This is a genomic window from Planktotalea sp., from assembly GCF_965659345.1.
In the GTDB taxonomy this organism is placed as follows: domain Bacteria; phylum Pseudomonadota; class Alphaproteobacteria; order Rhodobacterales; family Rhodobacteraceae; genus Planktotalea.
Genome location: NZ_CBFHVK010000027.1, coordinates 1 through 14072, shown reverse-complemented (window position 1 = coordinate 14072; position 14072 = coordinate 1). Strand labels below are relative to the sequence as shown.

At 52.0% G+C, this 14072-nt stretch carries 14 protein-coding genes and 1 pseudogene; 4 read left to right on the top strand and 11 right to left on the bottom strand.

Annotation, left to right across the window (positions count from 1 at the left end; all coding sequences use genetic code 11):
• The first annotated feature begins 3 nt into the window (after nucleotides 1-3).
• The gene (locus tag ACTG3Z_RS16170; protein ID WP_439144049.1) at nucleotides 4-1332 is read left to right on the top strand and encodes a TRAP transporter large permease; all 1329 of its coding nucleotides are present in this window, start codon (nucleotides 4-6) and stop codon (nucleotides 1330-1332) included.
• Nucleotides 1333-1527: 195 nt separating this feature from the next.
• Nucleotides 1528-2475 (top strand): hydroxymethylbilane synthase, encoded by a 948-nt coding sequence (gene hemC / locus ACTG3Z_RS16165; protein WP_439144048.1) that lies wholly within the window; start codon nucleotides 1528-1530, stop codon nucleotides 2473-2475.
• Between the two features lie 6 nt (nucleotides 2476-2481).
• On the opposite strand, the gene ACTG3Z_RS16160 is transcribed toward hemC, so the two are convergent.
• The 7 genes from ACTG3Z_RS16160 to ACTG3Z_RS16130 all read right to left on the bottom strand — a co-directional run bounded on the left by ACTG3Z_RS16160 (nucleotide 2482) and on the right by ACTG3Z_RS16130 (nucleotide 10172).
• On the bottom strand, nucleotides 2482-3885 hold the full coding sequence (locus ACTG3Z_RS16160; protein WP_439144047.1) for an FAD-binding oxidoreductase: 1404 nt from the start codon (nucleotides 3883-3885) through the stop codon (nucleotides 2482-2484).
• A gap of 40 nt (nucleotides 3886-3925) precedes the next feature.
• Entirely contained in the window at nucleotides 3926-4909 is a 984-nt protein-coding gene (gene lpxK, locus ACTG3Z_RS16155; RefSeq protein WP_439144046.1) for a tetraacyldisaccharide 4'-kinase, read from the bottom strand.
• Nucleotides 4909-6120: a 3-deoxy-D-manno-octulosonic acid transferase gene (locus tag ACTG3Z_RS16150; RefSeq protein WP_439144045.1), complete on the bottom strand. Its 1212-nt coding sequence runs from the start codon at nucleotides 6118-6120 to the stop codon at nucleotides 4909-4911. The genes lpxK and ACTG3Z_RS16150 overlap by 1 nt, the downstream gene beginning before the upstream one ends.
• Nucleotides 6121-6127: 7 nt before the next feature.
• On the bottom strand, nucleotides 6128-6370 hold the full coding sequence (locus tag ACTG3Z_RS16145; RefSeq protein WP_439144044.1) for a DUF4170 domain-containing protein: 243 nt from the start codon (nucleotides 6368-6370) through the stop codon (nucleotides 6128-6130).
• A 51-nt stretch (nucleotides 6371-6421) separates the two neighbouring features.
• On the bottom strand, nucleotides 6422-7204 hold the full coding sequence (locus ACTG3Z_RS16140; protein WP_439144043.1) for a 3'(2'),5'-bisphosphate nucleotidase CysQ: 783 nt from the start codon (nucleotides 7202-7204) through the stop codon (nucleotides 6422-6424).
• The gene (locus ACTG3Z_RS16135) at nucleotides 7191-8537 is read right to left on the bottom strand and encodes a TldD/PmbA family protein (protein ID WP_439144042.1); all 1347 of its coding nucleotides are present in this window, start codon (nucleotides 8535-8537) and stop codon (nucleotides 7191-7193) included. The genes ACTG3Z_RS16140 and ACTG3Z_RS16135 overlap by 14 nt, the downstream gene beginning before the upstream one ends.
• 114 nt (nucleotides 8538-8651) lie before the next feature.
• Nucleotides 8652-10172 carry a DUF2125 domain-containing protein gene (locus ACTG3Z_RS16130; RefSeq protein ID WP_439144041.1) on the bottom strand — a complete coding sequence of 507 codons (1521 nt, stop codon included), beginning with the start codon at nucleotides 10170-10172 and terminating at the stop codon, nucleotides 8652-8654.
• A 122-nt stretch (nucleotides 10173-10294) separates the two neighbouring features.
• Between ACTG3Z_RS16130 and ACTG3Z_RS16125 the strand changes: the two genes are divergently transcribed.
• Complete coding sequence (locus ACTG3Z_RS16125) at nucleotides 10295-11047, top strand: SDR family oxidoreductase (RefSeq protein ID WP_439144040.1); 753 nt, start codon at nucleotides 10295-10297, stop codon at nucleotides 11045-11047.
• Complete coding sequence (locus ACTG3Z_RS16120) at nucleotides 11044-11655, top strand: enoyl-CoA hydratase/isomerase family protein (RefSeq protein ID WP_439144039.1); 612 nt, start codon at nucleotides 11044-11046, stop codon at nucleotides 11653-11655. Before ACTG3Z_RS16125 ends, ACTG3Z_RS16120 begins: the two co-directional genes overlap by 4 nt.
• Here the strand turns inward: ACTG3Z_RS16120 and ACTG3Z_RS16115 are convergent.
• From ACTG3Z_RS16115 to flgG, 4 genes and pseudogenes are all read right to left on the bottom strand, one after another.
• Complete coding sequence (locus ACTG3Z_RS16115) at nucleotides 11652-12161, bottom strand: flagellar basal body-associated FliL family protein (RefSeq protein WP_439144038.1); 510 nt, start codon at nucleotides 12159-12161, stop codon at nucleotides 11652-11654. The genes ACTG3Z_RS16120 and ACTG3Z_RS16115 overlap by 4 nt on opposite strands.
• 12 nt (nucleotides 12162-12173) lie before the next feature.
• The gene (flgH, locus tag ACTG3Z_RS16110) at nucleotides 12174-12899 is read right to left on the bottom strand and encodes a flagellar basal body L-ring protein FlgH (protein WP_439144037.1); all 726 of its coding nucleotides are present in this window, start codon (nucleotides 12897-12899) and stop codon (nucleotides 12174-12176) included.
• Between the two features lie 15 nt (nucleotides 12900-12914).
• Nucleotides 12915-13337 carry a flagellar basal body P-ring formation chaperone FlgA gene (gene flgA / locus ACTG3Z_RS16105; protein ID WP_439144036.1) on the bottom strand — a complete coding sequence of 141 codons (423 nt, stop codon included), beginning with the start codon at nucleotides 13335-13337 and terminating at the stop codon, nucleotides 12915-12917.
• Nucleotides 13334-13999: pseudogene (gene flgG, locus ACTG3Z_RS16100) on the bottom strand (flagellar basal-body rod protein FlgG); the annotation flags it as partial. The pseudogene flgG and the gene flgA, both read right to left, overlap by 4 nt.
• Nucleotides 14000-14072 lie beyond the last annotated feature (73 nt).

Here is a 14072-nt window from a genome sequence, read left to right as displayed (position 1 = left end):
GCAATGCTCTGGAATACGCTGCAACAAACAGTTGAACTCGGTTGGGATTTTTACGTTCCCGTTATCATGTTCGTTGCTCTTATCGCAGTTGCTGTGCCCGTTTGGGCTGCGATTGGTAGTTCTGCAATTCTGATGTTGGTGATGTCAGGTGACTTGCCCCTTAGCCTTGTGGGCGAGCGTCTGTTCACAGGCATTGATGCCTTTGCCCTAACGGCGGTGCCCTTGTTCATTCTGACGGGTGACGTTTTGGTGCGCACGGGTCTTAGTCGTAAGTTTCTCGATGTTGCCGAAGCGTTGACTTGCTTCACAAAGGGCGGTTTCGGTTCTGCCACGGTGCTTGTCTGCGGTATGTTCGCGGCAATTTCCGGCTCTGACGCAGCGGGTGCTGCTGCCGTGGGTCGTATGACGATCGCGCGCTTGGTCGAAAGCGGATACCCGCGCCCCTACGCCTGCGCACTTGTTGCCGCTGGCGCATGCACAGGCATCCTTATTCCACCGTCCATTGCCTACATCATTATCGGGCTAGTGCTTGGCATATCGGCCTCCACATTGTTCCTTGCCGCGCTTATCCCTGGCATCGCTATTTTGCTCGCGATCCTCATCACCAACCTGATCATGAACCGCATTCACGACTATGAAGGTGGCGGCATGATGACGGCTGGTGAATGGCTCACGGGTGTTGGCAAAGCGCTAAAGTCGGGCTGGTACGCGTTCATCGTGCCCGGCATCATATTTTATGGCATCTTTTCCGGCCGTTTAACGCCAACCGAAGCTGGTGCCACAGCAGTTGTTGTCACGATCCTTATGGGCTTCATCATGCGCACACTGAGCTTTGCAGATTTTCCTGCGATGCTTGTGAGTTCTGCAAAGGTGAACGGTGTGATCCTGCCGATTATCGCATTTTCTGTGCCGCTTGCGGAAGCATTGGCGATTATGGGCGTGCCGCAAGGTTTTGTGACAGCCGTGACAGGCCTCACGGATGAGCCTTGGTTATTAATCCTTCTAATGATCGGCATTCTGATTGCAGCGGGCTGCGTTATGGAAACAACGCCAAACATCGTAATCCTCGCGCCGATCCTCAAGCCATTGGCGGATAACATCGGCATGAACGAAATTCAGTTCTGCATCATGATGATCACGGCGCTGGGTGTTGGTTTCATTACCCCACCGCTGGGGCTGAACTTGTTCGTTGTCGCAGGCATTACGGGCGAGTCGATACTCAAAATTGCGGCCCGCGCTGTGCCATTCGTCTTTTGTATGTTTGTTGTGGTGCTCTTCATTGCCTACGTGCCAGCGATCTCGACGACGCTTTTGCCGGATATCTACAAATAGATCTAGAAAACGGGTGTTTCACCGTACAGGTCAAAAGCAGTCCAAATCCTATTGCCGGCTGGCTCTAGTGTGGTTGCGTACTCACACGACTAACGACAACCTTATTGAACTTGCTAAATATGTTCGTTTTCTACCTCGCAAGTTTTTCAACTTCTTTAGTTGTCAACTTCACTAGACACTCATAAACATAGAGATATGAGCATTACACTTCCTTCCCCGACTTCACCGCTGATCATCGGCACACGTGGTTCGCCTTTGGCTTTGGCTCAGGCACATGAGACGCGTCGGCGCTTGTCGAGCGCTTTTGATCTTCCCGAAGATGCGTTTGTCATTAAGGTGATAAAGACCACCGGTGACAAAATACTCGATCGACCTTTGAAGGAGATCGGGGGCAAAGGTTTGTTTACGCGAGAAATCGAAGACGACATGTTGAGCGGTGCAATTGATATTGCCGTTCATTCCATGAAAGACATGCCTGTTCTTCAACCTGAAGGGCTTGTCCTTGACACTTATTTGCCGCGCGAAGATGTGCGAGACGCCTTTGTATCCGCGGGTCATGAAAAGCTTGCGGATTTGCCATCTGGTGCTGTCGTTGGAACATCCTCACTTCGTCGCCGTGCACAGCTTTTGAATTACCGCCCTGATCTCAACGTTGTTGAATTTCGCGGCAACGTTCAGACCCGTTTGAAAAAGCTCGAAGATAACGTCGCGGACTGCACGTTTCTTGCGATGGCTGGTCTGCGTCGTTTGGACATGGCACATGTTGCAAAAAGTGCGATTGAAACCGATGAGATGCTTCCCGCTGTCGCGCAAGGTGCGATTGGAATTGAACGTCGGATCGATGATACTCGCGCCGCAAAAATGCTAGAAGCGATCCACGATATTGAGACAGGACAACGTCTTGCGGCGGAACGTGCGTTTCTTGAGGCATTGGACGGCTCTTGTGAGACGCCCATCGCAGGTCTTTCGGAACTTAATGGAACAAATATGCGACTGCGTGGCCAAGTTCTGCGCCCTGATGGTTCCGAAAGCATTGGCGACGATGTCACCGGAAGCATCGAAGACGGCGCTGAAATGGGCCGAGCTATGGCGGCTAAGCTGCTTGCACAAGCTGGTGAAGGCTTTTTTGAGTGGCGCAGCTAAGCTGACTTAGTCGGGCAAAACCTTGCCAGGATTCATGATGTTGTTTGGATCAAGCGCGGCTTTGATTGATTTCATAGCTGCGATTGAGACAGGATCCTTGCGCCGTTTCATTGAATTGAGCTTGCTCACACCAATTCCGTGCTCCGCAGAAAAACTTCCGCCAAGTTTCAAGGTTTCATCCTCAACAGCTTCAGTGATGGCATCATGCACGTCTGGATCTTGGCTTTTGCCCCAAACTGAATAATGCACATTTCCATCGCCCAAGTGTGACACAATCATGGGTACAGCGCCGGGGTCTATCTCTTGCAGGCGCGGCTCCATGGCTTCGCAAAAAGCAGCTACCTTTTCCAAGGGAACAGCAACGTCGTGATTTATGAGCGGCTTGTGTCCTAAAACGATCTCTGCTGCAGCTTCGCGGCGTTCCCACATGGCACGGCGTTGTGCTTCGTTTTGCGCAACTGTGGCGTCAAGGACTTCACCGCTTTCAAATAGCCCTGCAAGAATGTTCTCTAGCTCAGCGGTAAGGGGAATTTGGCCAGATGCGTCCGCTGTAGCTTTGGCATCGATAGTTGTTCCTATTTCCACCATGATGTTCACATCGTGTGGCTCATCAAATGGTTCACGCGCTGCGCTATTAATATCAAGGTGACGCTCTACATAGGCGCGCGGCATGTATTCGAACGCTTCCACAGACCCACCCGTGGCATCCTGTAGTCGGTTAAGTAAGTGCAGACCATCACCGATCGAAGGGGCAGCCACCATAGCTGTCGCATAGGCTTTTGGTTTGGGGAATAGTTTGAGAACCGCTTTGGTGATTATGCCCAGCGTGCCTTCCGCTCCGATAATCAAGTGCTTCAAATTATAGCCTGAATTGTCTTTGCGCAATTCAGACATCAGATCGGCAATTTCGCCTGTTGGGAGGACGACCTCAACACCCAAGACAAGATCGCGGGTGTTGCCATAGCGAACAACATTGGACCCACCTGCATTCGTCGCCATGTTGCCACCGATCAGGGCACTGCCGCGCGCACCGAACGTAAGTGGGAAAACGAGCCCCTCAGCGTCTGCGGCGCTATGAATGTCGCTTAGAATAACGCCTGCATCAACGATTGCGATGCGCGAGTCACGTCGGATTTCATGAACGGTATTCATCCGCTCCATGGAGACCATGACGTGACCTTTGCCAGATACACCGCCCGCGAGCCCAGTGTTGCCACTTACCGGAACGATAGGTGTCTTCATCTCGTTACCAAACTTAACAATCTTTGAAACTTCAGCCGTGTTTGCTGGACGTACCACCGCAATTGGATCAGACGGATATGTATCAAGCCATTCGGTCTGCCAGCGTTTGGTGTCGCTGCCCGTTAGCACGTGATCTTTTCCAACGATGTCTACGAGTTTGTCGATCATATTTGGCTCTCAGTCTCTCAATGTGTTCGGTATTTGTGGGTTAAGCGTTCAAGGCTGTCAACGCTGCAAGTAGTTCCGTGTCTTTATTCAAAACAAGTCTGACAGGCACAGTAACGACGTGTTGGCGAAAGCTCTGGGGTAAGCGAACAGCGTCTTTTTCTGTCGTAACCAATTGGGCATCTTGCAAGAGCGCATCATTGGAAAGTCGCTTCATCAAAGCTGGTGTTAGCGTTTGATGATCAGCTAAGGCTTCTGCGCGAATGATCTGCGCACCAAGGTTGCGCAGCGTGTTAAAGAATTTTTCAGGGTGTCCGATACCTGCAAAAGCGATGCAACGCATGTTGGCAAAATCGAGTCCCGTTTGCAGTGGTTCAAGGAAACCTTTCAAGTGCGGAACGCTTATGGGTGTGCTCGCTGCGAACTGGGCTTGTTGCGCTTCAGTGCCGATGGACAACACGAAATCAGCGCGCTTAAGCCCTTTATTCACAGGTTCTCGCAAAGGGCCAGCGGGTAGGCACAGACCGTTCCCAAACCCTTTGCCAGCGTCCACAACAACGATCGCCATATCTTTTTTGACGCTTGGGTTTTGAAAACCGTCATCCATTAAGATGTGAGACGCCCCAGCCTTGCACGCCGCCTCGATCCCAAGGGCTCGATCTTTGGACACCCATGTTGGCGCAAAAGCGGCCAGCAACAAAGGTTCATCACCAACTTCGCGTGCGTTGTCTGTCGCACTAACGGCGTGGGGGCCCGTCAAAGACCCGCCATAGCCGCGCGAAACGATATGTGGCGCATGGCCCATCGACACAAGCATCTGAGCAATGGCGATAGTTGAGGGCGTTTTGCCTGTGCCGCCTGCATTAATGTTCCCGATGCAGATAACTGGACGTCGCGATACATAAGTGGGGGCTTGCCGTACACGATACGCAGTCATCGCCCCGTACAGTGCGCCCAGTGGTGCCAAAAAACGCGCGCGCCAGTCGAGTGCGTTGGCAGACGTATACCAAAAATTCAGGGGCTTCATTATGGCGTTTCCAAAGTGTCTAGCTGAACTTGGATGTCTTCGATGACTGCATCCGTCGCCTCCGCACCTTCGGAGATAGCAACCCATGCAGCATGAGCCATCAATGCCGATTGATCCGATGCAAGAAGTGTTTCGATTGCCATCGTCAGTCCAGCTGCATCTTTTACGATGCGCGCAGCACCAACCGCGGCAAGGCGAGAGTAACTGCTCGTGTGATGACGTACGTTCGGCCCATAAATGATGGCCGAACCAAGTGATGCGGGGATATATGGATCACAACCGTTGTAGCGTGGCTTCAAAGAACTGCCCAAGAAAGAGAGCGGCGCAATGCGAAACCACAGCCCCATATCTTCGGGTTCTTCGACAAGAATGACTTGTGTATTTTCTTCAATCGGATCGCCGTCTTCCCAATGGCAAACCCGCCAGCCTTGAGATTTAAGAATCCTGCGCGCCTCAACGCTTACAGGAAAGGACGCAGCGACAAGAATAAGGGCAAGGCGGTGGTTGATCTTTATGACGTCGCTGTGCGCATTAAGCACGTCTTTCAACTCACCTTCTTGGATATTCGCCGCGAGCCATACAGGTCGACCATTGAGATCATTTGAGACTTCCGTGAACGCGCTTTCGTTCGCAACCGGTGGGACAACGGAGATTTGCAGCATACCTTGTATTTCTACGTTACCTTGTGCGCCGATCATCTTCAGTAAGCTTCGCTGGGCAATCGGATCATGAGCCGCAACCGTATCAAAAGCACGCATTGTTTCGCGTGCGAGCGAAGGAAGCCAACGCCACACGGATTGATCGAGCAAGTGTTCCTCTGCTGACAAAAGCTTCATGTGGATCTTAGCAGCTTTGGTTTCGGCAATAAGAGTCGGGCGGAGATCCCCGCCGAACCATAGGCAAACCGATGGTTGCCAATGTTCTAGAAAGCGCTGTGCCATATCGCCGGTATCGACAGGCAGCTGTATGCAAAACTGTCCTTTGTGATCCGGCACGCGGGGGGGCTTATCGGCATAAGTGATAAGTAACGTACAAGGGCCGCGCAAATGATGTAGGCGTTCCACCAAGTGGATTAACGCGCGCGCTGAATGCTCATCGTGAACAACACCCCAAATGAGCGGCCCCTCAGGACGCTCCGGGTAGGGATCTGTCTGTGATGTTGTCGTGCTTCGCGCCAGCGCTTTGTAAGCAAATAAGCTGAGCGAGCTCATAACTGATCTATCCCAAATCTTGCGCCGCACGACCCGCGGCACCTTCATCCAAAAGGCCGCCTAGATCCGTAATAAAATAGCGCATATGGGCATTATCTACCGTTTTTTGCGCCTCGGCTTTCCAAGCATCGAATGCTTTTTCGTATTCCGAGAAAATACCAACGACATGCAACGCTTCGATATCTTTAAAGACGTTCTTTGTTGGATCCACCAGCTCACCGCCAAATACAAGGTGCAGTTTTTGTTCCATAATTCCGTCCTTTTCAGTTCCTGGGAGCGTATCTTTTGCAGTGTCCAAGGGTCAAGTTGCAGCTAACTTGTCAATGATCTTTGTGTGTAAACTCGGGCCTGCTGCGACAACCCCGTTCAAGCGTGGATCTAGATTGTTGAATTTCAACGCACGCCCGGTTTTGTCGCTGATTGCGCCACCTGCTTCAGACACGATCAGTGCGCCTGCAGCGATATCCCATTCCCAACTAGGTCGCAAAGTGAGCATTGCGTCAAACCGTCCTTGAGCGATCAAAGCGAGGCGATATGCGAGCGAGGGACGGTGATGGCGGCTAAACTCTGGGGCTGCGCCAGCACGCCAATGATGCGATTGAAGCGCAGGTCGGGTGGCCAGAATCTCGGATGTTTCGAAGCCTTCTTTCCGCGTCACAGCAAGCGGTTGCCCATTTAAAGTGGCACCTTGATCAAGTGCTGCGCTGAACATCAAATCCCGCATCGGCAACAAAACCGCCGCTGCGGTAACGCGCCCCTCGCGCGCAATGGCAAGTGAATGCGCCCACGTGCGGGACCCTTCGATAAAGCTGCGCGTGCCATCAATTGGATCTATGATGAAGACATATTCATTTGATTGGCGTTTAGTGTCATCCAGGGACTCTTCGCTAAGCCATCCATACTCTGGGCGGGCCGTGCGCAACACATCCTCAAGGTAGGTGTTCACGGCAAGATCTGCTTCAGTTACCGGCCCCGCGCCATCGTCTTTGTCCCATGTCTTTGGTTCGTTTTGAAAAAACGTTTTCGCGATCTCGCCTGAAGCGCGCGCTGCTTTTATCAAAAGATCGAGGTCAGTTTCCGGCAAGGGTCATGCCTTCAACCAATAACGATGGCACGACGCGGGACAGGTGCGTGCGCGCGTCATTCGCGGGTGTGATGCGCATCAACATATCGCGTAAATTCCCTGCAATTGTGCATTCATTTACAGGATGGCTGATGGCCCCATTTTCAACCCAGAAACCAGAGGCCCCTCGAGAATAATCGCCCGTTGTTGCGTTGATCGTAGAGCCAATCATCGACGTAACCAAAAGCCCGGTTCCCATATCGCGGATAAGATCTTCGCGGCTTTGTGCACCTTGTGTAAGCTCGATATTCCAGTTGCTCGGCGAGGGTGGCGAAGATGTGCCGCGCGCTGCGTTCGCAGTAGATGTCATCCCAAGTTTACGCGCATTCGCATGATCAAGCGTCCAACCTGTGAGAAGGCCGTTTTCGATGATCGCCCGTTTTTGCGTCGCCAATCCTTCCGCATCGAATAGGCGAGAGCCTGGGACACGCGCGCGGTGCGGGTCTTCGATAACACTCAAATGACTGGGCAATATTTGCGCGCCCAAAGCATCACGCAACCATGAAGAGCCACGTGCGATGGACGCACCGTTCACTGCAGCAAGTAGGTGGCCGATAAGCGTTGACGAAATTCGTTCGTCAAAGAGGATCGGGAAACTGCCGGTTGGCGGTTTGATCGCTCCGCTACGCGCCAAAGCACGCTCTGCGGCGCTTTGGCCAATTTCACCGGCGCTGCGCAAATCGGCCTGAAAAATGCGACTGTCGCCATCATAGTCACGCTCCATCGCGGAGCCCGTCCCTGCGATCGCGACACAAGACGTTGCGCGGTCCGTGCGCTGATAGCCACCCGTAAAACCATTACTCGCGGCCAGATGAATTTCACGTGCACTATACCCACCGGTGGCAGATTGCACTTGGCTGATACCGCTGAGTGCAAGTGCAGCAGCCTCCGCTTGCATAGCATCGTCCTGTAAAGCTTCCGGTTTTGGCTCTGGCGTTGGATCGTAAAGTTCCAAACCGTCGGCTCCGCGCAAATCGCTCAGCATATTTTCATCGCTTAGGCCGATGTAGGGATCTTCTGGTGCTTCTTTAGCCATTGCGACGGCACGTTCGCACATGGCATCAATGGTTGTTTGCGACGTGTCCGAAGACGACACGCAAGCTTGTCTTTGGCCAATCAAAACACGCAAGCCAATGTCGACCCCTTCAGATCGCTCTGCCTGTTCTAAAACACCGCCACGCACATCGATAGAAAGCGACGTGCCTTTAACTGCAATGGCATCTGCAGTGTCTGCGCCTGCCTTTTTGGCGCTAAGCAAAAGAGCGTGAGTGAGTTCTTCGAGATTTTGCGACATCAGTACTCCGGAAACTAGTTGTCATGGAGGTAGCCCGCACAGGCATGCGTTACAAGGTCATGAAAAAAAGGCCACGCTATATAGCGTGGCCTAGTCTCATCAAATTAGGTATATTTATTGGATACGTTGACCATTGGCGAGGATGTGGCCTTGTTCATTGATCTCCAATTTGGTGGTCAGTGAGTTTGGCCCATCGCCCGGGCGCGTAAATAGGCCCATCATCATGCGCGCACCCATCGCTTGCTCTTGCGGCAGAAGACCCATTTGAACAAGCTTGTCCATCAAACCGTTGCCGCCCACAAGCCCGACATCGATGCCACCCGTGGGTTTTGGAAAGCCGCCAAAACTCTCAAGATCGTTGTTATCAAAAGTAAAGTCACCTGTTCCGGTCAATTCCGCCCCAGCTGCAGCGACACGCAGATTACGCAGGGTTACAGCGTTTAGCTCTGCTGGCATCGCCTCGCCATTTTCGACGGCAGCCATTTGAGTTGGATCAAAGAAGTCAAACAGCAGTTTTGCTTTGCCGATCAGATCAAACGATATCGTAGCAGGATCGCGCGGCAAAACTTTGGCAGGGTCAAACATCGACCAAAGCTGGTCAGATGTGACGAAATCACCGAGTGTCACGCCAAGTGCGAAATCGCTCGGAGTTTCAGATTTGGCCACAGGAATAAGCATATTAAATGCAATTTGGCCAAGCCCAGCAACGATGGGCAACGGCACTTGGTTGCCATCCATATTGAAGCTAACACCCGTGCTGGAACCAGAATAGCCCAGCGCGTCTTTGTTCATCGTAACGCCGATACTGGCCGTTTCCGAACTACTTGACCCGATAATCTCATCGCCGCCGCCGATAATCGAGAAATCCGTTTTCGACCCTGTATAGCTGAGGCTGCCATCGACCGCGAAACCACTTTCAAGAGCGGCTTGAACGTTTTCCGGATCAAAGCTGATCGGAAGTACTGAGTCCCCTTGCATGTTCACACTCGCCATTGAACCGTCGAAATTCACTTTCGCATCGCTTTCTGGATCAACGAATGCCACCTTATATTGGGTCGCCCCAAGCGCCATTGTTTGCACGACCTTGCGCAGTGCCCCGGGCTCCATAATGGACTGACCGCTGAGCCCATTAGAGGTAAAGCTCACTTCAAGGGCATCAGACGACAAGGCTTCGTCATCGATTACCAGCTCGGTCAGGGTCATCCCGATCTGATCTGCGCTGTAGTCATATTGAACTTTATCGGGATCCCCGCTCGCGCGCATCTCCATATTGCTCATCGTGTAATCTAGCGATCCGCTCACAGCTTCGCCCTCAGGCCCAAGGGCGACGAAGCTCATCGGCATGGTCTCGGAGAATACGAGGTTAACAGTACCGTCGCCATTCTCAACGAAATCAACGCTGTCTAGGCTAAGTTCGAAATTGCCGTCGGATTCCGGCACGGGAATACTCATCTTCAAATTGCTGATGTTAAGTGTGTTTCCTGACATCGTTTCAGTGCCATCCACTGAATAGCCAAAGCCGGCCATGTAATTTTGCCAGTCGGTCCAAATGTCGTTCGCGCTCACATCAGCAGAGGCACCCGTCGCGATAAAAACAAGAGAAGTCGTTCCAAAAATAGCGGACCGCACAGACATATTCGTATCCTTTAAATGATAAATCAGCTTGCAGCTTTGACCGAGCTTGGGGCAACGTCAAGCTGAAGCGCCGGTTCTTGAGCAATCCGGCGGCAATCCCCCAAAATGATGAGGGCTGTAGAATGACAGATGTCACTGGAAAAACGGTTATTATTACCGGTGCAAGCCGCGGAATCGGTGAAGCAAGCGCACGCCTATTCGCGGATCAAGGCGCGAATGTCGTGCTATTGGCGCGCAGCGAGACGACGATCAAAGCAATAGCTGCTGAAATTTGTGGTACTGCGCTAGCAATTGCGTGTGATGTGAGTTCTTACGCAGACATGGATCAAGCGGTTCAAACCGCAACTGAAAAATTTGGCAAAGTCGATATTCTGATCAACAATGCTGGCGTGATTGAGCCGATTTCACATATCGCAACCGCAGATCCTGCAGCGTGGGCAAAAGCGATCGATATAAACTTAACTGGCGTTTTTAACGGTATGCGTTGTGTTTTGCCTGCGATGATCGAGGCGAAATCTGGAACAATTCTTACGGTAAGCTCGGGTGCGGCGCATAACCCAATAGAGGCGTGGTCTCATTATTGCAGTTCAAAAGCTGGGGCTGCAATGATGACGCGTATGGCGCATCTCGAAAACGCGGCGCATGGAATCCGCTGCATGGGTCTGTCTCCGGGCACTGTTGCGACGCAGATGCAAAAAGATATCAAGACTTCAGGAATCAACCCGGTTAGCCAACTTGATTGGGATATTCACATCCCTGCAGATTGGCCCGCCAAGACACTTTTGTGGATGTGCAGCGCAGATTCGGATGCGTGGCTGGGCGAAGAGATTTCGTTGCGAGATGAAGATATCAGAACACGTGTGGGTGTCTCATGATCGACCTAACAAAAGATGACGGCGTTTGGACCGTCACGATAAATCGCCCCGAAAAGGCGAATTCACTCACCCTTGAGATGTTGCAAGAACTCGCTCAGATCGCGCGCGATGCAAAAGACGCACGGGTTTTAATTTTGACTGGTGCTGGCAAGGTTTTCAGCGCTGGTGCTGATTTGGAAGCCGCGCGTGCGGGTCTCGCAATTTCTCCGATTTGGGAAGAAGTGTCTGGCGCAATTGCTGATCTTCGTTGCTTGACCATTGCGGCGTTGAACGGAACCTTGGCGGGCGGTGCAATGGGAATGGCGCTTGCCTGCGATGTGCGCTTGGCGGTGCCGAATGCGAAGTTTTTCTATCCAGTTATGAAATTAGGTTTTCTACCGCAACCCTCTGACCCAGCACGCATGCGCGCATTGATAGGGCCTGCGAGAACAAAACTTATCTTGATGGGCGGGCAAAAAATCTTAGCGGATGAAGCGCTAGCATTTGGTCTGATTGATCGCATTTGTAGTCCTGAAACCTTGCTGACAGAGGCAGAAGAAATCGCCGCTGACAGCAAAGTCGCTGACCCAGACCTTGCTGCGCAAATCAAGCAAATGTGTTGCGGTTAATTATCTTGCCGCGCGATGTCGGTGACCAATACATCGTTCACGACATCACCTAGAATTTTGGTTGCGTTCTCCTTAAGCGCACGTCTCATTCGAATGAGGTTTTCTGTGTTTGCGAACGCGCCATCAAAGCCACCACGGCTGGCATGATCAAAGAGTGCTTGCAAAAATGAATCCCGCAACTTCGGCTCAATCTGAAAGACAGCGTCACGTGAGCCGGCAGTAACCTCAAGGCTTAGGGCAACAACGACGACAGATCGCACAATATCGCCTTTGATAACAGGTACGATAAACTGATTGTTCAGCTTGGCGTATTCATATTTTTCTGTGCCGTCCTTCGTAGGTTTGCTTTCTTCTTTTGCTTTTTCATCGCCTTTATTCGGATTCTCCCCGCACGGGTTTTCCGCATCAAGCATAGCGACCTCTTCGGGTTTCAACATAAGTCCAGCTGCAACGCCGGCGCCGCCAAAGGTCAGGATTAGAATAATTGGGATAAGTTTTTTAATCATAGCAGACGTCCTTCAAAATGGGAGAATGGCTTCGAGCACTTGTCTGCCATAGCGCGGTTGTTGCATGTCACTGATCTGTCCGCGGCCACCGTAGGAGATGCGCGCGGATGCAATCTTGTCATACGTAATTTCATTTTGACGCGAGATATCTTCAGGGCGCACGTAGCCATTTACCAAAAGTTCGCGCAGTTCGAAGTTCACGCGAACTTCTTGCGTGCCTTCAATCGCAAGCACGCCATTTGGTAAAACTTCAACGATTGTTGCCGCGACCCGCAATGTCAGCTTTTCCTTGCGCCGAACCGATCCATCGCCTTTCGACTTGCTTGTGCTGTTCAGATCGACAGCGTTCGCAGGGCTCGCGTTATCTTCCAATTTTTTGGCAAGGCGCTGCGTGACACCGAAAAACTCAGGCAACGCAACGCTGTCAGACCCGTCGCGTGAGCGCGACGTCGTGTTTGAAATTTCTGCTTTATCATCGATTTCGATAACAACTGTCATGATGTCGCCTTGTTGCAAGGCTCGCCGATCCCCTAAAAGTGATTTTCGATCTCCCCGCCACAACGAAGACGCATCCAATACAGACGTGCGCTGTACTGTTTCCGGTAACCCCGGATAGATCATTGCACTGTGTTCGCGCGACTCCATTGGCGGGGAGAACGTGGGTGGTTTGCCCAAGTAGTCAGGATCGCTACAACTGATCAGAGAGAAGGCGCTAATAAATAGAAAATATATGCGCATGGGTATGAGCGTTCCTTATTTCGAGACACGCACAGAGCCATTGCGCTCTACGGTACCAAAAATTGAAGTTTTTGACGTGAGATTCATCACACGAATTCGCTGACCAACCGCGCCACGTCCAAGCGCTCGCCCCTCTGTCGACATCGACAAACCGTTGTTTGTGAAGACAAGCTCAACAATTTGATTTCGTTGAACACTCGCAGCAGCGGTAAGTTGATTACGTTTAATGATGCGCCCTGCGTAAAGCGCAGTTTTGGCTTCTGTTCCGATAACATCGTTAGGGTCGCTGAAGGCTTCTTTGGCAGCCCCGCGCACCATCAAAACATCAACGTTCTGAAGAATTTCTCCGGGCCTTATATTGCGCGTCGCGATTGCAATATCTGCAAAGGCAGGGAAGGAACCGAGCCAACAAAAGATGATGAGAATGCTACGTATCATCGGATTTGTGTCGTCGCGCCAAGCATTTGATCTGCAGCAGTGATGACTTTGGCATTAAGTTCATAACCACGTTGCGCCTCGATCAATTCAGTGACTTCGCGCACGGCGTCAACTGAACTGTCCTCCAGATACCCCTGCCGTAAGGTCCCAAGCCCGTCTGTGCCGGGCACAGAGACTTGCGACGGGCCGGACGCTTCGGTTTCAAGAAAAAGATTGCTGCCGATGGCTTCTAGACCCTTTGCGTTGGTGAAACCAGCGAGCGTGAACTGCCCCAGCAGCTGTCCTTCAGCCGCTTCTTCAAAGTAAGCAAAGACTTCACCATCGCCATTGATGGAAATACTCCGCGCATCCGGCGGAATGACGATTTCTGGAACCACAGGATAACCATCATTGGTGACGATCACGCCTTCGCCAGTACGTTTCAAAGAGCCGTCGCGCGTGTAAGCCGAGGCACCCGAGGGAAGAGTCACTTCCAGATAGCCACGCCCATCTATTGCCATGTCCAAATCGCTATTGGTGGCAGAAAGGGAGCCTTGCGCAAGATAAACCGAGATAGAAGAGGGACGCACACCTAAGCCAAGCTGAACACCCGTGGGCAGGACGGTGCCATCAGACGCGTTAATCGTACCTGCGCGAGACATCTGTTGGTAATGCAGATCGGCTTTGTTGCACAAATCGGTCTGAGGCCGATCTCCCCCTTACCCCAGACGGATTTAGCCTACAGCCACGGTACTT